Source organism: Dechloromonas aromatica RCB (assembly GCF_000012425.1).
Genome location: NC_007298.1, coordinates 468351 through 488996, shown reverse-complemented (window position 1 = coordinate 488996; position 20646 = coordinate 468351). Strand labels below are relative to the sequence as shown.

Annotated in this window: 19 protein-coding genes and 1 tRNA gene; 7 read left to right on the top strand and 13 right to left on the bottom strand. The window is 59.8% G+C overall.

Features of this window, described 5'->3' with window-relative positions:
* Positions 1–2: 2 nt before the first annotated feature.
* From DARO_RS02310 to lpdA, 4 genes are all read left to right on the top strand, one after another.
* Complete coding sequence (locus tag DARO_RS02310) at positions 3–299, top strand: hypothetical protein (RefSeq protein WP_011286210.1); 297 nt, start codon at positions 3–5, stop codon at positions 297–299.
* 254 nt (positions 300–553) lie between these two features.
* The gene (gene aceE / locus DARO_RS02305; protein ID WP_011286208.1) at positions 554–3229 is read left to right on the top strand and encodes a pyruvate dehydrogenase (acetyl-transferring), homodimeric type; all 2676 of its coding nucleotides are present in this window, start codon (positions 554–556) and stop codon (positions 3227–3229) included.
* Positions 3230–3241: 12 nt separating this feature from the next.
* Entirely contained in the window at positions 3242–4882 is a 1641-nt protein-coding gene (aceF, locus tag DARO_RS02300; RefSeq protein WP_011286207.1) for a dihydrolipoyllysine-residue acetyltransferase, read from the top strand.
* 12 nt (positions 4883–4894) lie between these two features.
* Positions 4895–6670, top strand: a complete 1776-nt coding sequence (gene lpdA / locus DARO_RS02295; RefSeq protein ID WP_011286206.1) for a dihydrolipoyl dehydrogenase — start codon at positions 4895–4897, stop codon at positions 6668–6670.
* 74 nt (positions 6671–6744) lie between these two features.
* On the opposite strand, the gene DARO_RS21490 is transcribed toward lpdA, so the two are convergent.
* On the bottom strand, positions 6745–7236 hold the full coding sequence (locus tag DARO_RS21490) for a TssQ family T6SS-associated lipoprotein (RefSeq protein ID WP_011286205.1): 492 nt from the start codon (positions 7234–7236) through the stop codon (positions 6745–6747).
* Positions 7237–7244: 8 nt separating this feature from the next.
* On the bottom strand, positions 7245–8618 hold the full coding sequence (locus tag DARO_RS21485) for a serine/threonine-protein kinase (protein ID WP_011286204.1): 1374 nt from the start codon (positions 8616–8618) through the stop codon (positions 7245–7247).
* Positions 8619–8760: 142 nt separating this feature from the next.
* On the opposite strand from DARO_RS21485, the gene DARO_RS02280 reads away from it, so the two are divergent.
* From DARO_RS02280 to DARO_RS02270, 3 genes are read left to right on the top strand one after another with little or no spacing between them, the layout of a single operon-like run.
* Entirely contained in the window at positions 8761–9576 is an 816-nt protein-coding gene (locus DARO_RS02280) for a Stp1/IreP family PP2C-type Ser/Thr phosphatase (protein ID WP_049758409.1), read from the top strand.
* Between the two features lie 15 nt (positions 9577–9591).
* On the top strand, positions 9592–10284 hold the full coding sequence (locus tag DARO_RS02275; protein WP_011286202.1) for an FHA domain-containing protein: 693 nt from the start codon (positions 9592–9594) through the stop codon (positions 10282–10284).
* 25 nt (positions 10285–10309) lie between these two features.
* Positions 10310–10801, top strand: coding sequence for a thioesterase family protein (locus DARO_RS02270; RefSeq protein ID WP_011286201.1), 492 nt, complete (start codon positions 10310–10312; stop codon positions 10799–10801).
* Here DARO_RS02270 and ppk2 read toward each other — a convergent pair.
* From ppk2 to DARO_RS02215, 11 genes are all read right to left on the bottom strand, one after another.
* Positions 10798–11916, bottom strand: coding sequence for a polyphosphate kinase 2 (ppk2, locus tag DARO_RS02265; RefSeq protein ID WP_011286200.1), 1119 nt, complete (start codon positions 11914–11916; stop codon positions 10798–10800). The two genes, DARO_RS02270 and ppk2, sit on opposite strands and share 4 nt — an antisense overlap.
* A 56-nt stretch (positions 11917–11972) precedes the next feature.
* Positions 11973–12428 (bottom strand): histidine phosphatase family protein, encoded by a 456-nt coding sequence (locus tag DARO_RS02260; protein ID WP_041224658.1) that lies wholly within the window; start codon positions 12426–12428, stop codon positions 11973–11975.
* Between the two features lie 199 nt (positions 12429–12627).
* Positions 12628–13365 carry a class I SAM-dependent methyltransferase gene (locus DARO_RS02255; RefSeq protein ID WP_011286198.1) on the bottom strand — a complete coding sequence of 246 codons (738 nt, stop codon included), beginning with the start codon at positions 13363–13365 and terminating at the stop codon, positions 12628–12630.
* A 50-nt stretch (positions 13366–13415) separates the two neighbouring features.
* Complete coding sequence (locus DARO_RS22715; protein ID WP_157037124.1) at positions 13416–13775, bottom strand: hypothetical protein; 360 nt, start codon at positions 13773–13775, stop codon at positions 13416–13418.
* A tRNA-Phe gene (locus DARO_RS02245) sits at positions 13766–13841 on the bottom strand. Before DARO_RS02245 ends, DARO_RS22715 begins: the two co-directional genes overlap by 10 nt.
* An 85-nt stretch (positions 13842–13926) precedes the next feature.
* The gene (locus DARO_RS02240) at positions 13927–15432 is read right to left on the bottom strand and encodes a sensor histidine kinase N-terminal domain-containing protein (protein ID WP_011286196.1); all 1506 of its coding nucleotides are present in this window, start codon (positions 15430–15432) and stop codon (positions 13927–13929) included.
* Positions 15410–16081, bottom strand: coding sequence for a response regulator transcription factor (locus tag DARO_RS02235; RefSeq protein ID WP_011286195.1), 672 nt, complete (start codon positions 16079–16081; stop codon positions 15410–15412). The genes DARO_RS02240 and DARO_RS02235 overlap by 23 nt, the downstream gene beginning before the upstream one ends.
* Before the next feature lie 324 nt (positions 16082–16405).
* Positions 16406–18085: a cation acetate symporter gene (locus DARO_RS02230; RefSeq protein WP_011286194.1), complete on the bottom strand. Its 1680-nt coding sequence runs from the start codon at positions 18083–18085 to the stop codon at positions 16406–16408.
* Between the two features lies 1 nt (position 18086).
* Positions 18087–18395 carry a DUF485 domain-containing protein gene (locus DARO_RS02225; protein WP_011286193.1) on the bottom strand — a complete coding sequence of 103 codons (309 nt, stop codon included), beginning with the start codon at positions 18393–18395 and terminating at the stop codon, positions 18087–18089.
* 215 nt (positions 18396–18610) lie between these two features.
* On the bottom strand, positions 18611–20263 hold the full coding sequence (gene groL / locus DARO_RS02220) for a chaperonin GroEL (protein ID WP_011286192.1): 1653 nt from the start codon (positions 20261–20263) through the stop codon (positions 18611–18613).
* A 40-nt stretch (positions 20264–20303) separates the two neighbouring features.
* Entirely contained in the window at positions 20304–20594 is a 291-nt protein-coding gene (locus DARO_RS02215) for a co-chaperone GroES (RefSeq protein ID WP_011286191.1), read from the bottom strand.
* Positions 20595–20646: the final 52 nt, after the last annotated feature.

Here is a 20646-nt window from a genome sequence, read left to right as displayed (position 1 = left end):
ACATGGACACGAAAACCAATCATTTCCGCCAACTGACAGCCGCCTGGCTGGCGCTCGTCACGCTGACACTGCTCAGCCTGGGGCTCAGCGAGTGGTTCCGGGACATCCGCCTGCTACCGCTGCTGGTGGCGGCCATCATGTGGATCAAGGGGGCCGTGGTCGCCCGCTGCTTCATCGAGTCGCATGTCGCTCATCCATTTATCAAGCGGGTCTTGAAGGTCTTCATCGGCATCGCACCAATCGCCTTGCTCGCCACCGCCTTCTTCGGCAGCACGCTGGCCCGCTGGGCCACGCTCTAGGCCTTCGCAACCCGCGAGGATTGCCGCGGCAGGTGGTATTGCCGCCCCACTGCATTTCCCCGCTCAAAGCGCGCCGTAAACATGCACGAAAAATGCGAGGTATGCGCTCGACTATATTGCACGATGCGAATTTTGTTTTTACAATGCGGAACGATGATTAGGGAAAACACGGGCTCGCGAACCGACTCGTAACGAGCTAAAGTTGTTTTGCTCAACAGGCAAAACAGAATGAAATGCAACCTAGGAGACAAACCATGGCCGAACAACCGAATGCCTTGCCTGACCCCGCTGACGTAGATCCGCAGGAAACAAAAGAATGGATGGACGCCCTCGACGGCGTGATCAACCAGGAAGGTCCCACCCGCGCCCATTACCTGATTGAAAAGGTGATCGGCCAAGCCCGTCTGCAGGGCGTCGACATCCCCTACTCGGCCAATACCGAATACATCAACACCATTCCGGCCCACCAGCAGCCCAAGTACCCGGGCAACGCCGACATGGAAATCAAGATTCACTCCTACATTCGCTGGAACGCCATGGCCATGGTCGTGCGTGCCAACAAGGACACCAACGTCGGCGGCCACATTGCCTCCTTCGCTTCAGCCGCCGCCTTGTACGACGTCGGCTTTTCGCATTTCTGGCGCAGCATCAATGATCCGTCCGGCGGCGACCTGATCTTCTTCCAGGGCCACTCGGTGCCGGGCGTTTATTCCCGCGCCTTCATGCTCGGCCGCCTGACCGCCGAGCAGATGGACAACTTCCGCCAGGAAACCGACGGCAAGGGCATTTCGTCCTATCCGCACCCGTGGCTGATGCCGGACTTCTGGCAGTTCCCGACCGTTTCCATGGGCCTCGGCCCGATCCAGGCCATCTACCAGGCCCGCTTCATGAAGTATCTCGACTCGCGCGGACTGGCCAAGGCCGGTGATCGCAAGGTCTGGGCCTTCCTCGGTGACGGCGAGACCGACGAAGTCGAATCGCTCGGCGCCATCGGCATGGCCGGTCGCGAGAAGCTCGACAACCTGATTTTCGTGATCAACTGCAATCTGCAGCGCCTGGACGGTCCGGTGCGCGGCAACGGCAAGATCATCCAGGAACTCGAATCCGAGTTCCGCGGTTCCGGCTGGAACGTCATCAAGCTGATCTGGGGCACGCAGTGGGACACGCTGTTCCAGCGCGACAAGAAGGGCATCATGAAGCAGCGCATGATGGAACTGTGCGACGGCGAGTATCAGACCTTCAAGGCCAAGAACGGCGCCTACGTTCGCGAACACTTCTTCAACACGCCGGAACTCAAGGAACTGGTCGCTGACTGGACCGATGACCAGGTTTGGCAACTGAACCGCGGCGGCCACGACATCTTCAAGATTTTTGCCGCCTACAACGCCGCCGTCACCCACAAGGGCCAGCCGACGCTGATCCTGGCCAAGACCATCAAGGGTTTCGGCATGGGCCAGGCCGGCGAAGCGATGAACATTTCCCACCAGCAGAAGAAGATGGACATCGAGCAGATCGGCCGCTTCCGCGACCGTTTCGGCCTGCCAGTGCCGGACGACAAGCTCTACGAACTGCCCTACCTGAAGTTCGCCGAAGACTCCGAGGAATACAAGTACATGCTTCAGCGCCGCATGGACCTCGGCGGCTTCCTGCCGCAGCGCCGCCGCAAGGCCGAGCCGCTGCAGATTCCGGCCCTCGACACCTTTGCCGCTCTGTTGAAGGCATCCGGCGAAGGCCGCGAGTTGTCCACGACGATGGCCATCGTCCGCATCATGAACATGATGTTGAAGGACAAGAATGTCGGCAAGAACGTCGTGCCCATCGTGCCGGACGAGTCCCGCACCTTCGGCATGGAAGGCATGTTCCGCTCGGTCGGCATCTGGAACCAGGAAGGCCAGAACTATGTGCCGGAAGACCACGACCAGCTGATGTTCTACAAGGAGTCGAAAACCGGCCAGGTACTGCAGGAAGGCATCAACGAATCCGGCGCCATGAGCGACTGGATCGCCGCCGCCACCTCGTACTCCGTGCATAACGTGCAGACCATTCCGTTCTACATCTGCTACTCGATGTTCGGCATGCAGCGCGTCCTCGACCTCTGCTGGGCTGCCGGCGACCAACGCGCCCGCGGCTTCCTGATCGGCGGTACCGCCGGTCGTACGACACTGAACGGCGAAGGCCTGCAGCACGAAGACGGCCACAGCCTGATCCTGTCCAACCTGATCCCGAACTGCGTTTCCTACGACCCGACCTTCCAGTATGAAGTCGCCGTCGTGGCCCAGGACGGCATGCGCCGCATGTTCCAGGAGCAGGAAGACGTCTTCTATTACCTGACGGTAATGAACGAGAACTACGAGCACCCGGAAATGCCGGTCGGCGCCGAAGCCGACATCATCAAGGGCATGTACCTGTTCAAGAAGGGCGCCGATTCGGCTGCCCCGCGCGTTCAGCTGCTCGGCTCCGGCACCATCTTCCGCGAAGTCATCGCCGCTGCCGACCTGCTCAAGCAGGACTGGGGTGTCGAGGCCGACCTGTGGGGCTGTACCAGCATGAACGAACTGGCCCGCAACGGTCAAGACGTCCAGCGCTGGAACATGCTGCATCCGCTGGAAGCGCCGAAGCTGTCGCACGTCGAAGAGAAGCTGGCTGGCGCCAAGGGCCCGGTCATCGCCTCGACCGACTACATCAAGCTGTTCTCCGAGCAGATCCGCCCCTTCGTCAAGGCACCGTACGTCACGCTGGGCACCGATGGTTTCGGCCGTTCGGATACCCGCGAGAAGCTGCGTCACCATTTCGAGGTTGATCGTCACTGGGTCACGCTGGCTGCCCTCAAGGCACTGGCCGACAACGGTGAAGTCAAGCGCGAAGTCGTCGCCGCCGCTCTGGTCAAGTACAACCTTGACCCGAACAAGCCGAATCCGCTGAGCGTTTAAGGGAGAGACAACATGAGCCAAATCATTGAAGTCACAGTCCCCGATATCGGCGATTTCGACAGCGTTCCGGTCATCGACCTGTTCGTCAAAGTCGGCGACACCATCAAGGTTGACGACGCCATCGTCACGCTGGAATCCGACAAGGCCACGATGGATGTTCCTTCCACCGTTGCCGGCGTCGTCAAGGAAGTGCTGGTCTCGCTCGGCTCCAAAGTCGGCGAAGGCGCCCTGCTGATCAAGGTTGAAACCGGCGGCGCTGCGGCCGAGCCGGCAGCCGCCCCTGCTCCGGCGGCGCAAGCCGCTGCGCCGGCACCAGCACCCGCTGCTGCACCGGTCGCTGCTGCGCCTGCAGCCGGTGGTGGCGTGGTTGAAGTCAAGGTCCCGGATATTGGCGATTTCGCCGAAGTCCCGGTCATCGAGTTGTACGTCAAGGTTGGCGACGCCATCAAGGTTGATGACGCGATCGCCACGCTGGAATCCGACAAGGCGACGATGGATGTTCCGTCCACCGTCGCCGGTACGGTCAAGGAAGTGCTCGTCCAGATCGGCTCCAAGGTCGGTGAAGGCACGGTTCTGATCAAGGTTGAAAGTGGTGCCTCGGCTCCGGCCGCTGCCCCGCAAGCTGCTGCTCCGGCACCTGCTGCTGCAGCTCCGGCTCCCGTTGCCGCGCCTGTTGCTGCTCCGGCAGCCGCATCCCCGGCCGCACTAGCCCCGGCACTGGCCGCTGGCAGCAAGGTTCACGCCTCGCCGTCGGTCCGTGCCTATGCCCGCGAACTCGGTGTCGATCTGAACAAGGTGCCGGCGACCGGCCCGAAAAACCGCATCGTCAAGGAAGACCTGACCAAGTACGTCAAGGGCGTCATGTCCGGTGCTGTAGCCGGACCGACTGCTGGCGGCGGTGCCAGCCTCGGCGGCGGTCTCGATCTGCTGCCCTGGCCGAAGGTTGATTTCGCCAAGTTCGGCGAAATCGAGGTCAAGCCGCTGTCGCGCATCAAGAAGATTTCCGGCCAGAACCTGTCGCGCAACTGGGTGATGATCCCGGCCGTGACCTATCACGAAGATGCCGACATCACCGATATCGAAGCCTTCCGCGTGCTGCTCAACAAGGAAAACGAAAAGGGTGGCGGCGCCAAGCTGACCATGCTCGCTTTCCTGATGAAGGCTTGCGTCAAGGGCCTGCAGAAATTCCCGGAATTCAATTCCTCGCTCGACGGCGACAATCTGGTGCTGAAGAAGTATTTCAACATCGGTTTCGCGGCTGATACCCCGAACGGCCTGGTCGTGCCGGTGGTCAAGAATGTCGACAAGAAGTCGGTCTTCGAACTGGCGCAGGAATCCGGTGATCTGGCCAAGCAGGCGCGTGACGGCAAGCTGAAGCCGGCCGACATGTCCGGTGCCTGCTTCACGATTTCCAGCCTGGGCGGTATCGGCGGCACTTACTTCGCACCGATCGTCAATGCACCGGAAGTCGCCATCCTCGGCGTCAACAAGTCGGCCATGAAACCGGTCTGGGACGGCAAGCAATTCGTGCCGCGCCTCGTCCTGCCGCTGTCGCTGACCGCCGACCACCGCGTCATCGACGGTGCGCTGGCGACCCGCTTCAATGTCTATATCGCCCAGCTGCTGGCCGACTTCCGTCGCGTCGCGCTGTAAAGGGGAATGACCATGAGCAATCTGGTAGAAGTCAAAGTCCCCGATATCGGCGATTTCGCCGAAGTGCCGATCATCGACCTGTTCGTCAAGGTCGGCGACAGCATCAAGGTGGATGACGCGATCTGCACGCTGGAATCCGACAAGGCGACGATGGATGTACCGTCGCCGGTCGCCGGTGTGGTCAAGGAAGTGCTTGTTCAGCTCGGCGCCAAGGTGGCCGAAGGCTCCTTGCTGATCAAGGTCGAATCCGGTGCTGCGGCGGCTGCCCCGGCCCCGCAAGCCGCCGCCCCCGCTGCCGCTCCTGCAGCGGTGCCGGTTGCTGCCCCGGTCGCCGGCAGCCATGCCGGCGGTGCCGACATCGAGTGCGAAATGCTCGTCCTCGGCGCCGGCCCCGGCGGTTATTCCGCCGCCTTCCGCTCGGCCGACCTCGGCATGAAGACGGTCATCGTCGAGCGCTACGCCACCCTCGGCGGCGTCTGCCTCAACGTCGGCTGCATCCCGTCCAAGGCCCTGCTGCACGTCGCAGCCGTCATGGAAGAAGCCGAGCACGCCAATGACCTCGGCGTCACCTTTGCCGCGCCGACTGTCGATATCGACAAGCTGCGCGCCCACAAGGACAAGGTCGTCGGCAAGCTGACCGGTGGTCTGGCCGGCATGGCCAAGGGCCGCAAGGTGGAGATCGTGCGCGGCTACGGTACGTTCATCGACCCGCACCACATCGAGGTCGAAGTGACCGATGGCACGGGCCAGGACAAGACCGGCGCCAAGAAGATCGTCAAATTCCAGAAATGCATCATCGCCGCCGGTTCGGCCGCCATGCATCTGCCCTTCATTCCGAAGGACCCGCGTATTGTCGATTCGACCGGGGCGCTCGAACTACGCTTCGTGCCGGAGAAGATGCTGGTCATCGGCGGCGGCATCATCGGCCTCGAAATGGCCACGGTCTATTCGACGCTGGGCGCCAAGGTCGATGTCGTCGAAATGATGGATGGCCTGATGCAAGGCCCGGATCGCGACGCCGTCAAGGTCTGGGAGAAGCAGAACGCCAAACGCTTCGACAAGATCATGCTGAAGACCAAGACGGTGGCTGTCGATGCCAAGGATGACGGCCTCTACGTCAAGTTTGAGGGCGAAGGCGTCTCGCCGGAACCGGTCAAGTACGACATGATCCTGCAAGCCGCCGGCCGCACGCCGAACGGCAACAAGATCGGTGCCGACAAGGCTGGCGTGGCCGTGACCGAGCGTGGCTTCATCAATGTTGATGCCCAGATGCGCACCAACGTGCCGCACATCTTCGCCATCGGCGACCTCGTCGGCCAGCCCATGCTGGCCCACAAGGCGGTGCATGAGTCGCACGTCGCGGCGGAAGCGGCGGCGGGCCAGAAATCGGCCTTCGACGCCTCGGTGATCCCGAGTGTCGCCTACACCCACCCGGAAGTGGCATGGGTTGGTGTCACCGAAGATCAGGCCAAGAAGGATGGTCGCAAGATCGAAGCCGCCAAGTTCCCGTGGGCAGCCTCCGGTCGTGCCATCGCCAACGGTGCCGATTACGGCTTCACCAAGCTGATCTTCGACGCCGAAACGCATCGCGTCATCGGCGGGGCGATTGTCGGCCCGAACGCTGGCGACATGATCGGCGAAGTCTGTCTGGCCATCGAAATGGGCTGCGACTCGGTCGATATCGGCAAGACCATCCACCCGCACCCGACGCTGGGTGAAACGGTGGGCATGGCCGCCGAAGTGGCGCACGGCACCTGTACGGATGTTCCGGCACCGCGCAAGAAGTAACGACGCTAATCCATTCTTGGCGTTCGGTAAGGGCGATGGTTTCCACCGTCGCCCTTTCTTCATCTAACGGAAGTCTAGGGCGCCTTACGCGCAGCCTTCAGTTTGCGGAACACTGGTCCCCAGGTCGGATGCCCAGCTTCCGCCGGGGTCAGATCGAAAGCAGGATCGGCCGCCATCGCCTTGCCAAACTCCTCGCGGCACTGTTTTTGACGCTTGCCCACGCAGTGCATGAAAGCCAGATACTTGTGTCCCCGCGCCTGCTCTGCACCGGAGTCCAGCCCCAGGGCCAGGGCATTCTGCAGTTGCCGGGCGGCCTGTTTGTAAGCCCCATCTTCATAGCTGGCGACACCGGCGGCCAACTCCTGCTGCGCCTTGCTTAGCGCTTGCGGAGCCGTTGGAACGCTTTTCGCCTGTCCACTCCCGGTCTTCTGATTGCCCCCCCCTGCCTTCTGATTGCCGCCCCCCTCGGTCTTGGGAGCGGATTGGGAAGCGCAGGCAGCACACAGCAACACGACCATGCACAGGGCCGTAAAACGGGAGAGTGCAGGAGAAGTCGGAAGGAACATGGAAAGACTCACTGGAATTTGTGCTTGATGCGGATGTTCTTGTCGGCAACCACTTCGACCACCTGCCGATGGGGCGGGAAGTTGGTATTACGCACCTCGACATGATGCTTGCCCGGCGACAGCCGTACTTCAGTCAACGGCGGGGACACGCCGGCCATTTTGCCATCGACAAAGACTTCGCCCCACGGCGCAATTGCCAAGCGGACCACCCCATCGGCCAGCGCCACAGGAACCGATGCCGCACTCTCGGATTTTACTTTGGCCGCCTTGCTACCTCCTTCAGTAGCCACCCCAGGCACTTTTGGCGCAAGGCTTTCAGGGGCTGGAACCAGTGGCGACGAGGCATTTTCCGCGACGCTAACCGCCGGCGCTGCCTCGAACCTTGGCTTGCTTCCGTAATACCAGAACAGCGCGCCAACGATCGAAACCACGGAGGCCAGTGCCGCAGCCGTCAGCCACGGGGACGGATTAACCTTGACCAAAGCAGGTGACGAAGCATCGCGCCCCTGGCGCTTGTTACGGACTTGGTCATCGCCCTCGGCCTTTTTCCTGGCTTCGCGCAGCATGCGCCGGCATTTGCGCAGGTCTGCCGCCAAATCCGTCGCGTTCTGGTAGCGCTTGTCCGGATCTTTCGCCATGCTCTTGGCGATCAGACGGTCGAATACTCGCGGCAATTCTGGATTGAAACTCGACGGCAAAGGCGGCGCCGCGTGCAACACCTGGTAAAGCACCGCCGTCAATTCTTCACCGTCAAAGGCAGGGCGCCCAGCCAGCATCTCGTAGAGCACGGCACCAAGGGAAAAGATGTCAGAACGGCCATCGACTTTCTGGCCGGTCACCTGCTCGGGCGACATGTATTTCGGCGAACCGAACGCGGTCCCCTCGACGGTCGTCGAACCGCTCGGAATCAAGGCGACGCCGAAATCGGAAATCTTCACCGAACCGTTATCAAGGACCATGATATTGGCCGGCTTGATATCACGATGGACAACCCCATTGGCGTGGGCAAAGGCCAGGCCATCGGCCACATCGGCGGCAATTTCAGTGCACCGCTCGGGCGGCAGGACGACACCGGAATCGAGCAGTTCGCGCAGACTCTGCCCGTTCAGGTATTCCATGGCGATGAAGGCCAGGCTTTCATTGCGTCCGACATCGTGAATGGTCACGATGTTCGGGTGACTCAGGCGCCCGGCCGATTTAGCCTCGCGATAAAAACGCTGCTCGAAGGCAAGCGCCTCATCTTTAGACAGACCGGCACAGGCAACTGTCTTGATCGCAACGGTACGCTCGATCAGTGGATCGTGAGCCCGGTATACGGTTCCCATCGCTCCCTGCCCCAGCGTTCCGGTGATCTTGAATCGCCCCAGTTGTTCGATTGCCATGTCAAAAAATGCCGATGTAATATACCGCGTGCGGACGAGGGTTGAATATCGTCTACCGGGATAGATAGTGTCAAGAAAGGCAAAACCGATATGCTATATTTCAGCGCGTTTTCCCGCTCCTCACTGGCTTTTCGCTGACAAATTGAACAAACAACGCTTTTCCCTCGAAGCCATCGCCCTTTCCGATCCCGGCCGGATGCGCGCACTCAATGAAGACGCCGTTGCCGTCGATGTCGAGTACGGATTCGCCGTCGTCGCCGACGGCATGGGCGGCCACAACGCAGGAGAAATCGCCAGCCGGATCGCCGTCGACACCCTCCGCGAACGCCTGCCGATCAAGATCCAGCAATTTCGCGCCGGCGCACGCCAGCCGCGACCACATCAGTTCGCCGAGCAGTTAATCGGCGAGGCCAACCGTGCCATCTACTCCACGGCGGCCGGCCACGCGAACTGCAAGGGCATGGGCACAACCATCGCGCTCTGGCTGATGCATGGTGAGCATGCCGCGCTGCTGCATATCGGCGACTCACGCATCTACCGCCTGCGCAACGGCCAATTGCAGCAACTGACCCGCGACGACTCGCTGCTCCGTGATCAGGTCGAAAGTGGGCTGATTTCGGCCAACGAAGCCGCCAGCTCGCACAACCGGCACTTCGTTACACGCGCCCTCGGCCTCGAGCTGCAAACCGCAGTTCATATCCACGAAGAAGCCCTACGGGCCGGCGACCTTTACCTGCTCTGCTCCGACGGCTTGACCGACATGGTCGAGGACAGCGACATCGAGCTGATTCTGGACCAGCTAAAAACCAATCTGGAATTGGCTGCCCAACACCTGATCCAGCTCGCCAACGACTACGGCGGAGCCGACAACATCTCGGTGGCACTCGTGCGCGTTTTTGATACGGCGCCGGAAAAATCCGGCCTGCTCGGTCGCCTGCTAAGCTGGCTGAAGCGCTGAAGGGGAGACAGAATCATGGCAAAACTCGTGCTCAGCCTGAACGGCACCGTGATCAACCAGTTTTTTACCGACAAGCCCAACCTCTGCATCGGGCAGGCTGCCGACAACGACATCGTCATCAACGACCCTTTGGTTGGCGAACACTGCGCTCACATCGTGGGCATCGGTGAAGACCATATCCTGGAAAGCCTTGAGGGCGACTACGGCATCTTGGTCAACGGCAAGGCGTGTTTTCGCCAGATACTGCAGCATCGCGACATCATCCATCTCGGCGCCTACCATCTGCGCTACCTGAATTCGCGGGTCTCCTCCGAGCTCAACATGGATCGCACCATGCTGATTGAGGCACTACCTCTTGAAGCGCAAGCCGGCAAGGCAATCACGTCGCTACCCAGCGCTCGCCCCAACAAGATGTACTTTCCCGAAGGCTACGTCCAGATTCAGAAGGGCCGGGGACATCACCTGCCCGGCGAGAACGTCGCGCTCGATCGCGTGGTGACCACATTTGGCACCCCCGGCGAACAACTCGTCGTACTGACCCGCCGCCCACAGAAAATTTACCTCACCCACGTCGAAGGCCCGCAGATGCCGCGCGTAAACCAGAAGTCGATCGGCCGTGAGCCGGTCGCCTTGCAAGATGGCGACCTGATTGAAGCCGCCAGCCATCGCCTGGAATTCCATTTGGGCCGACCGCCCACCAAACGCTAGCCGACTCTGCCGCCCCGTCCAGACAATGACCCCTACGCCCCCGCAAGCCCGCCGCTCCACTGAAGAGCAATCCCGCCTCGAAGCCACGCTGCGCGATGTCTTCGAGCACAAGCTCTGCTTCAACGAACTACTCGGTTTCAAGGTCGAGTCACTCGATCCGGCTGCGCCGAAAATCAGCTTCGCCATGCGCCAGGATTTGATCGGCCACTTCCTGCATGGCCGGCTACACGGCGGCGTGATCGCTACCGTGCTCGACACCGTTGGCGGCCTGGCCGCCACGGTCGCCATTGCCGAGAAATTCAGTGGCGAAACGACAGAACAGGTCGGTCATCGCTTTGGCCGCATCGGTACCATCGACCTGCGCACCGATTACCTGCATCAGGGCATCGGCAAAAAATTTACGGCCACCGGCCGGGTAACCCGACTCGGCGGCCGTATCGCCTCCGTGCAAATGACGCTGGAAAACGAGACCGGTCAGCTCATCGCCACCGGCTGCGCCTCCTACGTGATCAGCTAGAGAATCGGCACCCCCTGGTGCTCGCCGCGCTCAAAGACCACATTGGCGCGGCCGACGATCAACGGATCCAGGTTGCCGATGCGATCCGTATCCTTGTTGTTGTACGGCAGTTTGTGCAGCACATAGCGCATGGCATTCAGGCGTGCGCGCTTCTTGCAGTTCGACTTGATCACCGTCCACGGCGCATCGGCGGTATCCGTATGGAAGAACATCGCCTCCTTGGCCTTGGTGTAGTCATCCCACTTGTCCAGCGAGGCCATGTCGATCGGTGACAGCTTCCACTGCTTGAGCGGATGCACCTTGCGCTCGCGGAAACGGCGACGCTGCTCCTCACGGCTGACCGAGAACCAGAACTTGATCAGATGCGTGCCATTGCGCGCCAGCATGCGCTCGAATTCCGGCGCCTGACGGACGAACTCTGCATACTCCTGATCGGTACAGAACCCCATCACCCGCTCGACTCCTGAACGGTTGTACCAGGAGCGGTCAAACAGCACGATCTCGCCATTGGTCGGCAGGTGCTGCACATAACGCTGGAAATACCACTGGCCACGCTCCATTTCGCTCGGTTTTTCCAAGGCGACGACACGGGCGCCCCGTGGATTCAAGTGCTCCATGAAGCGTTTTATGGTGCCTCCCTTGCCCGCCGCATCGCGGCCTTCAAACAGGATCACCACCTTTTGCCCGGTTTCCTTGACCCAGGCCTGCAGCTTCAGCAACTCGACCTGCAGGCGATATTTCTGCCGCTCATAATTGCGGCGCTGCATCAGGTTCTTGTAGGGATACCCCCCTTCGCGCCAGTCCCTGACCAACTCATCGTCCGGACTGGTCGGCAACGCCTCGGCCACCACACCCTGCTGCTTGAGCAGCCCCTTGAGCAGCGCAACCGACTCTTCCGGCGGCATTCCGGCGATCACATCGCGCATGGCCCCCAATTTCGACTCTTGGGCACCATCGACGGCCGCATGGACGGTAAATCCCTCAATCCCGTCAGGCGTCAGTGTTGGCGCGATATCGCCACTGGCTACTGCGCGCTGGCGAGGCGGACGCGATCTGGGCTTTTTGGTTTCGGCGATTGCCGGCGATCTTGCAGCTATTTTCTTGTTGGTAGCCATGCCCTCTCCATCGATTGATGCGAAGGACTTATTTCACGCCTATCCGGCGACCTTGTCTAGTCCAGCAACTCGACTGGAATCATCGCCCGCAGCACGGTCTGCGTTTCATCGCGACGCACGCGGTTACTCAGCCACCACAGCGCGCCCTTCTTGATGCTCCACTCCGACTCCTGGCCGGCCAGCAGCAATGAGGCAAAGCGCCCCAACGATGGCTGATGCCCGACAATCAACACGGCGCCTTTCGCGGTCGGCCAGCCGGATGCCGCAATCAACTCCGAGACGCAAGCCTCCGGTCCAATTTTGCGATTTGTTTCAAAAGGCAGTTTCAAGGCCTCGGCGGTCTGCTGAGTTCGCACGGATGGACTAACGATGATCCGCAGATCCTTGGGCTGATGCTGACGAATCCAGGCCCCCATCGCTCGTGCCTGCTTCTCGCCTCGCTCAGTCAAGCGCCGCTTCAGATCGTCTTCACCATCCTCGGCTTCAGCGTGCCGCCACAGCAACAAGTCCATGATCGTGTCTCTCGGAAAAGCCGGCATTATCAATACCTAATGTTACTGCAGCATTGCAACGTCATCATGAATTCCAAAGGCAGAAAACAAAAACGGCTTCCATCCCGGGAAGCCGCTCCAACGCTGGTAACAATAGTGCGAAGCGTGGACACGCATATTTTCAGGCACTTGTTAGCGCACTCATTATGAGCAAGCCTCACTAGGGTTTTAATGACCTCTTGGGGTAAATATCGAAACGACTGGATTTACCTTCCAGCACATAGCCTACCTTTGGACCCAAAACGCTGGGCGCCTTTCTCGGGCGTTTGACCACGACCCGATGCGTCGCCAATTTCAGCGCCGCCTCGAGGAGCGAGGAGGCATCCAGATCGTCACCGACCAAGGGGCGGAGCATGCTCATTTCCTTTTTGACCAGCGAACTTTTCTCGCGATGAGGAAACATCGGGTCAACATAGATCACCTGCGGCGGATCGCCCTCCCAGGCATTCATCAGCTGGATGGCATCGCCCGTTTGCAAATGCATCCGCTCGATGATCGGCCTGACATCCGGATCAAGGCGAGCACGCTGAAGGCCATCCGCCAGCAAGGCCGCGATCACGGGATGTCGCTCGATGAGCCTGACGTTGCACCCCAATTGCGCCAGCACAAAGGCATCTCGCCCCAGTCCGGCCGTGGCATCAAGAACGTCGGGACGAACGCCTGGCTGGATACCCACGGCCTTGGCAATCATCTGACCACTGCCGCCGCCCTGCAAGCGCCGGTGCGCCAACGGACCACGGACAAAATCCACCGACAAAGGCCCCGGCGCATGCGGGCCAAGCTCTTGCAGTTGCAAGCCTTCCGTGCCGACCTGCAAGACAAAGTCAGCTTCGCCGCTGCTGGGCAGATTGAGCGCTTCGGACAAGGCAAGGGCCGCGCTGGCAAACGCCGGGCCCATAGACTGAACACGCCCTCTGGCCTGCGTATGAGCGCCTTCGTCGCAACCGATCAAGACTGGCCTTCAACTCCGGCAGTCACCGGTGTAGATGGAGAGTCAGCACTCTCCAGAGGCTGATCTGACAGCCCCCCTGGCTCTTGCTCGCCACCTTTGGCGAGCAGCTTCTGGCGCCGCTTTTCCTCTTGCTTGCTCTTCTTCGCAAGATCTCTTTGCCGCTTTTCGAACTGATAATTGGGTTTGGCCAAGAGGCCTCCTGTAAATGCCGCAAGGGCATGGTGAAGCACTTCGAATCGACCGTGGCAGGAAAAGCCGCACCGGCAATCCACCGGCATGCGGACATTTGCCCGCTGAAATGAAAAACGGCAACCTGAATGGGTTGCCGTTTTTGCTATGAATTTTTTGGTGGCCAATCGCGGAATCGAACCACGGACACGCGGATTTTCAATCCGCTGCTCTACCAACTGAGCTAATTGGCCAAACGAGGGCGCATTATAGCGATGTCACCGGCGCTCTGCAACTAGCCAGAGCATATTCCGCAGATCGGTGATTCAATTCGTCTCTTCAGGTGCCAATAGGTGGCGACTGACGATAAAGCTCGGAGAAATCATCTGGCGGCGGCGGTGGCAACGGTGGCGGAGACCAAGCCGCAAAGGCAATGCGGGCAATTGCCCCCTTGCCTAGTGGATTTGGACGCAGGCTGGCGCGCGAATCGTGCTGCATGGCAATTTCCTGAACGATGGCCAGGCCAAGACCACTGCCCTCGGTCGATGCGTCATCAACGCGATAGAAGCGTTCGAAAACCAGATCAGCCTGCTCCTCGCTGATACCGACGCCGTTATCTTCAACCTCCAACAGCACCGTGTCGGGGTTAACCACAACCCGACAGGTCACGCGACCGCCGGCCGGCGTATAACGCAAGGCATTGTCGATAAGATTCTTGGCCAATTCACGAAGCAGGAAGGAGTTGCCGCTGATCATTGCCGGACCTTCCGACTCGTAGCCGAGATCGATATCTTTCTCGATGGCAACGGTCACCCAGTCTTCAACCACCTCGCGCACCAGAAGGGAAAGATCGAGCGGTTCATGGCGGCGCTGCGCCAACTCGCCGCCTTCGGTACGGGCCAGCGTCAGCAGTTGATTCACCAAGCGGCCGGCACGATCCACCCCGGTCGCTATCTGGCGCAGGGCGTGACGTAATGCCTCGGGATCAGTTTCACGAATGGCAAACTGGGCCTGTGTCTTCAATCCGGTCAGCGGCGTCCGTAGCTGATGGGCCGCATCGGCGACAAAACGCTGCTGCGCCTCGACACTGCGCTTCATTCGTTCGAGCATTTCGTTGAAGGCTTCGACCAGCGGCTCAAGCTCTTCAGGCACCCGCCGTGTGGCGATTGGCGACAAATCGTCCGGCTGACGGGCATCGATCGTCTGGCGCAGACGAGTCAGGGGCCGCAAACCGCGAGACAAGCCGAACCAGACGAGCATGACCGCCAGCGGAATAATGATGAATTGCGGCAGGATAACGCTGGCAACAATCTTGTTGGCCAGTTGACTGCGCTTTTCCGTGGTTTCGCCAACCTCGATGACCACCCACTGCGACTTCGGCATGTTCGGCTCAGCCAGATAGGTATAAGCCATTCGAAGATCCTGCCCCTTGAAATCAGCGTCTCGCTGATAGATTTCGCCGGAAACCATGGCGTCGTCCAGTGGCAGTTGGCTCAACGGCAACTCCTTGTCACCAGCCAGAAAACGCCCGTCAAAAGTCACCACATGGAAATACACGCTGTCCGTTTCGTCGGCTCGCAGCAAGGCACGAGCTGATGCCGGCAAGGAGAGTTGTGGCTTGCCATTGACCAGTTTGACTTGGCGGGCGATCGCCGCCACATGCTCACGCAAGGCCTGGTCATAAGGATAATTGGCGACGTTGTTGGCAAAGTAATGCGTGAAGGCAATACTCAACGGCCAGACAAAAAGCAGGGGCGCCAGCATCCAGTCGAGGATCTCGCCAAACAGCGAGCGCTCGGTCTCGGATGGTGGCGTCGGAGAATTACTCGCCAGGGGGGCGCTCAAGGCAATAACCCAGACCACGAACGGTCGCGATCTTCACGCCGCCCGGCTCGATCTTCTTGCGCAGGCGATGGACATAAACCTCGATGGCATTATGGCTGACTTCCTCACCCCAGCCACAAAGATGATCGACCAGCTGGTCCTTGCTGACCAAGCGCCCCATCCGGCTCAACAGCACTTCCAGCAAGCCAACTTCACGCGCCGACAACTCCAGGGTTTGGCCCTGTATCTGAGCGACTCGTCCAACCTGGTCATAAGTCAGGGCGCCACACTGGATGGTCGGCGAGGTACCAGCCGAGCGGCGGGTCAAGGCCCGCACCCTGGCTTCAAGCTCAGGCAGCTCAAACGGCTTGACCATGTAGTCGTCCGCACCCAGGTCAAGCCCCTTGACGCGATCGCCTGTGCCATCAAGGGCCGTCAGAATCAACACCGGCAACTGCGAATTACGCGCCCGTAGTCGCTTGAGCACCTCAAGCCCGGAAAGCTTGGGCAAACCGAGATCAAGAATCAGCAAATCGTAGGATACCGTGACCAGTGCCGTGTCGGCCTCCATGCCATTGGGTGCCCAGTCCACAGCGTAACCGCCCTGCCGTAGGGAGCGGGATAAGCCATCCGCGATGATGGCGTCGTCTTCAGCGATAAGGATGCGCATTTATCCGATTGTTGCCTTAGGAGGCGTAAGATTTCTGTAAGCCAGTCGCATTATCCTGAGCGGGCTGTTCTCCTTTTATGGTCTCGGAGTAGGTGGCTTACGCTGCTACTCAGGGGGTGGCCCGATCCTGCACTGGGTACCCCCTACCGTTTTTTCCCCGCCAAACCCATACAGTCTATCAAATAAAACGCACTGCGATTCCCGCAGCGCACAAGCACGCCCATATTATTCGGCGAGCAAGGCTTGGCCATTCATATCCATCGGAATTCAAGACGAAAAAAAGCCCGGGAAACCCCGGGCTTTTTGTGACGAGATTAAGTCGTCTTAGTGCGAAGAAGCAGTCGAGGCACCCAGACCAGTCTCGGAGCGCAGTTGCTGAGACGGGTACAGAGCACGCTCCTTCTTGGCCTGTGCGGAGTTGTCCAGAATGGACACCAGCCAGATGGTCACGAACGCAGCGGTCATCGAGAAGATGGCAGCAGAGTTGTACGGGAACCAGGCGGAGCCCTTCGGATTGTGCATCACGGCTTCCCAGACGCTGGCGGAACCGATGGTCAGGACCACGGCAGAGGCCAGACCGACGAAGCCACCAACCACGGCCCCCTTGGTCGTGCAGTTTTTCCACAGCACGGACATGAACAACACCGGGAAGTTGGAGGAACAGGCGATCACGAAGGCCAGCATCACCATGTAGGCAACGTTTTCCTTCTCGAAGGCGATACCCAGAACAACAGCCAGGATGCCGAGCAGCACGGTCGTGATCTTGGAGACACGCAGCTCCTGTTCGGAAGAGCAACCCTTGTTGAACACGGAAGCGTACAGGTCATGGGACACGGCAGAAGCGCCAGACAGGGTCAGACCCGCCACAACAGCCAGGATGGTTGCGAAGGCCACGGCAGAGATGAAGCCGAGGAACACGTCACCACCAACCGCCTTGGCCAAATGCACAGCAGCCATATTGCCGCCGCCCTTCAAGCCCTTGGCGATTTCGCCGCCGACATAGAAGTCGCCCGGGTTTTGCACCAGATTGGTAATGGCGCCGAAACCGATGATAAAGGTCAGGATGTAGAAGTAACCGATCCAGGTGGTTGCCCAGGCAACCGACTTGCGGGCTTCCTTGGCGTTCGGCACGGTGAAGAAGCGCATCAGGATGTGCGGCAGACCAGCGGTACCAAACATCAGCGCCATACCAACGGAGATGGCAGAGATCGGATCCTTGATCAGTGCGCCCGGAGCCATGATGGCGTCGTGCTTGGAGTGAACTTCAACCGCCTTGGTGAACAAAGCTTCCGGCGAGAAACCGAACTGCAGGAGTACGGAGACGGCCATGAAGGTGGCACCAGCCAGCAGCATGCAGGCCTTGATGATCTGCACCCAGGTCGTGGCGGTCATGCCACCGAACAGCACGTACATCATCATCACGGAACCGACGAGGATTTCGGCGTACATGTACTCCAGACCGAAGAGCACCTTGATCAGCTGACCGGCACCGACCATCTGCGCAATCATGTAGAAGGCGACGATAACCAGGGAAGCGGAAGCTGCAAAAACGCGAACCGGGGTCTGGGCGAAACGGTAGGAAGCCACGTCGGCGAACGTGAACTTGCCCAGGTTACGCAGACGCTCGGCCATCAGGAAGGTGATGACCGGCCAGCCGACCAGCCAGCCGATCGAGAAGATCAGGCCGTCGAAGCCGTTGGCGAACACCAGACCGGAAATACCCAAGAAGGAAGCAGCGGACATGTAGTCGCCAGCAATCGCCAAGCCGTTCTGGAAGCCGGTGATGCCACCACCGCCGGTGTAGAAGTCAGCAGCGGACTTGGTCTTGGAGGCCGCCCACTTGGTGATGAAAAGCGTGCCGCCGACGAAGACCGCAAACATGGAAATTGCGATCCAGTTGGTTGCCTGCTGGGTGGTGTTGCCAAGGTCGGCACCGGCGGCGATGGCGCCACCGGCAACCGCCATGGCCAGAAGGCCAGCAAGAATTTTGGTGAATTTAGTCATCTTACTTCTGTGCCTCCCGAATGATGGCTTCGTTGGTCTCGTCAAACTCGCTATTGGCGCGGCGAACGTAGATCCAGGTGAGGAGGATGGTGAAGGCGATGACGCCAACGCCGAGCGGAACACCGAGGCTGGTGGTCATGCCGGCACCCAGCTTGGTAGCCAGGAACGCTGGGTCATAGGCGACCAGCACGATGAAGCCGTAATAAGCGGCGGCACTGATGATAGCCATGATGATCGAGTATCGACTGCGCATGGCAATAAACTCGTGGAACTTCGGGTTCGCGGTGACCCGATCTAGTGTGTCTTGCATTGATTTGCTCCTCAGATTTTGTTTATAGAGGCATTGCTGCGAAGCGTAATTTAGGCGCGGCGTCTTACAGCTAACTTACAGCGCGTAATCAATTCCGAAACGTTTAATTCGATTAATTCAACATACTTAAAAATTGGCATTTATCTGCTTTTTTTGCCAACAAAAAGCCCCGCACAAGGCGGGGCTTTCGTTGAGCTTGAAGGCTCAGCAGGACATTACATGCCCATGCCGCCCATGCCGCCCATACCACCCATGCCGCCCATGTCAGGCATGCCGCCGGCCGGCTTGTCTTCAGCCAGCTCAGCAACCATGCATTCGGTGGTCAGCATCAGGCCGGCTACGGAAGCGGCGTTCTGCAGTGCGGTGCGGGTGACCTTGGTCGGGTCCAGCACGCCCATTTCAACCATGTCGCCGTACTCGCCGGTGGAAGCGTTGTAACCGTAGTTACCCTTGCCACGCTGCACCTTGTCGACCACGACCGACGGCTCGTCGCCAGCGTTGGCAACGATTTCGCGGAGCGGCTGTTCCATGGCACGGAGAACGATCTTGATGCCGGCATCCTGATCGTGGTTGTCACCCTTCAGCTTGCCAACGGCAGCGCGGGCACGGATCAGGGCAACGCCGCCGCCGGCGACGATACCTTCTTCCACAGCAGCGCGGGTAGCGTGCAGGGCATCTTCAACGCGGGCCTTCTTTTCCTTCATTTCGACTTCGGTAGCTGCGCCGACCTTGATGACGGCAACGCCGCCAGCCAGCTTGGCAACACGTTCCTGCAGCTTTTCCTTGTCGTAATCGGAGGTCGCTTCTTCGATCTGGATACGGATCTGCTTGACGCGAGCTTCGATGGCAGCAGCTTCGCCGGCACCGTCGATGATGGTGGTGTTTTCCTTGGCGACTTCGATGCGCTTGGCCTGGCCCAGATCCTTCAGGACAGCCTTTTCCAGCGTCAGGCCGGTTTCTTCAGCGATGACGGTACCGCCGGTCAGGATAGCGATGTCTTCCAGCATGGCCTTGCGACGATCGCCGAAGCCAGGAGCCTTGACGGCAACGGTCTTCAGGATGCCACGGATGTTGTTGACGACCAGGGTAGCCAGGGCTTCGCCATCGACATCTTCAGCGATGATCAGCAGCGGACGGCCGGCCTTGGCAACTTGTTCCAGGATCGGCAGCAGGTCGCGGATGTTGGAGATCTTCTTGTCGAAGAGCAGGACGAACGGGTTTTCGAGCAGGGCTTGCTGCTTGTCACCGTTGTTGATGAAGTACGGGGACAGGTAGCCGCGGTCGAATTGCATACCTTCGACGACGTCCAGTTCGTTGGCCAGGGACTTGCCGTCTTCAACGGTGATGACGCCTTCCTTGCCGACCTTTTCCATGGCATTGGCGATGATTTCGCCGATGTCGGAATCGGAGTTGGCGGAAATGGAGCCAACCTGGGCGATTTCCTTGGTGGTCGTACAGGGCTTGGAGAAAGCCTGCAGTTCAGCGATGGTGGCAACCACAGCCTTGTCGATACCGCGCTTCAGGTCCATCGGGTTCATGCCGGCGGCAACGAACTTCATGCCTTCGCGAACGATGGACTGGGCCAGCACAGTGGCGGTCGTGGTGCCATCACCGGCGATATCGGAGGTCTTGGAAGCGACTTCCTTGACCATCTGGGCGCCCATGTTGGCGAACTTGTCTTTCAGTTCGATTTCCTTGGCGACAGAAACGCCGTCCTTGGTGACGGTCGGGCCGCCGAAGGAGCGCTCGAGCACGACATTGCGACCCTTGGGGCCGAGGGTAACCTTGACTGCGTCTGCCAGGATGTTGATGCCTTCGACCATGCGGGCGCGGGCGGAATCACCGAATTTGACTTCTTTAGCTGCCATTTAATAGCTCCTGAATTCTGTAGATTGAAAGGCTTGGCGCTTAAGCGACCAGAACGCCCATGATGTCTTCTTCACGCATGACCAGGACTTCCTGACCATCGACCTTGACGGCCTGGCCGGCGTACTTGCCGAACAGAACACGGTCACCCACCTTGACGTCGAGAGCGATCTGCTTGCCGTTGTCGTCACGCTTGCCCGGGCCGACGGCCAGAACTTCGCCCTGATCCGGCTTTTCACCGGCGGAATCGGGAATGACGATGCCGGATGCAGTGGTGCGCTCGGCTTCAACGCGCTTGACGATCACTCGGTCGTGCAAAGGACGGATATTCATAAAACTGACTCCTGAAAATGAGTTGCGACAAACTGGAAATTGGCCGGTTACG

What these genes read in the sequence shown, in the direction of transcription:
- DARO_RS02310 (WP_011286210.1), top strand. Translation starts at nt 3, where the DNA reads ATGGACACGAAAACCAATCATTTCCGCCAACTGACAGCCGCCTGGCTG.
- aceE (WP_011286208.1), top strand. Translation starts at nt 554, where the DNA reads ATGGCCGAACAACCGAATGCCTTGCCTGACCCCGCTGACGTAGATCCG.
- aceF (WP_011286207.1), top strand. Translation starts at nt 3,242, where the DNA reads ATGAGCCAAATCATTGAAGTCACAGTCCCCGATATCGGCGATTTCGAC.
- lpdA (WP_011286206.1), top strand. Translation starts at nt 4,895, where the DNA reads ATGAGCAATCTGGTAGAAGTCAAAGTCCCCGATATCGGCGATTTCGCC.
- DARO_RS21490 (WP_011286205.1), bottom strand. Translation starts at nt 7,236, where the DNA reads ATGTTCCTTCCGACTTCTCCTGCACTCTCCCGTTTTACGGCCCTGTGC.
- DARO_RS21485 (WP_011286204.1), bottom strand. Translation starts at nt 8,618, where the DNA reads ATGGCAATCGAACAACTGGGGCGATTCAAGATCACCGGAACGCTGGGG.
- DARO_RS02275 (WP_011286202.1), top strand. Translation starts at nt 9,592, where the DNA reads ATGGCAAAACTCGTGCTCAGCCTGAACGGCACCGTGATCAACCAGTTT.
- DARO_RS02270 (WP_011286201.1), top strand. Translation starts at nt 10,310, where the DNA reads ATGACCCCTACGCCCCCGCAAGCCCGCCGCTCCACTGAAGAGCAATCC.
- ppk2 (WP_011286200.1), bottom strand. Translation starts at nt 11,916, where the DNA reads ATGGCTACCAACAAGAAAATAGCTGCAAGATCGCCGGCAATCGCCGAA.
- DARO_RS02260 (WP_041224658.1), bottom strand. Translation starts at nt 12,428, where the DNA reads ATGGACTTGTTGCTGTGGCGGCACGCTGAAGCCGAGGATGGTGAAGAC.
- DARO_RS02255 (WP_011286198.1), bottom strand. Translation starts at nt 13,365, where the DNA reads ATGGGCCCGGCGTTTGCCAGCGCGGCCCTTGCCTTGTCCGAAGCGCTC.
- DARO_RS02235 (WP_011286195.1), bottom strand. Translation starts at nt 16,081, where the DNA reads ATGCGCATCCTTATCGCTGAAGACGACGCCATCATCGCGGATGGCTTA.
- DARO_RS02230 (WP_011286194.1), bottom strand. Translation starts at nt 18,085, where the DNA reads ATGACTAAATTCACCAAAATTCTTGCTGGCCTTCTGGCCATGGCGGTT.
- DARO_RS02225 (WP_011286193.1), bottom strand. Translation starts at nt 18,395, where the DNA reads ATGCAAGACACACTAGATCGGGTCACCGCGAACCCGAAGTTCCACGAG.
- groL (WP_011286192.1), bottom strand. Translation starts at nt 20,263, where the DNA reads ATGGCAGCTAAAGAAGTCAAATTCGGTGATTCCGCCCGCGCCCGCATG.
- DARO_RS02215 (WP_011286191.1), bottom strand. Translation starts at nt 20,594, where the DNA reads ATGAATATCCGTCCTTTGCACGACCGAGTGATCGTCAAGCGCGTTGAA.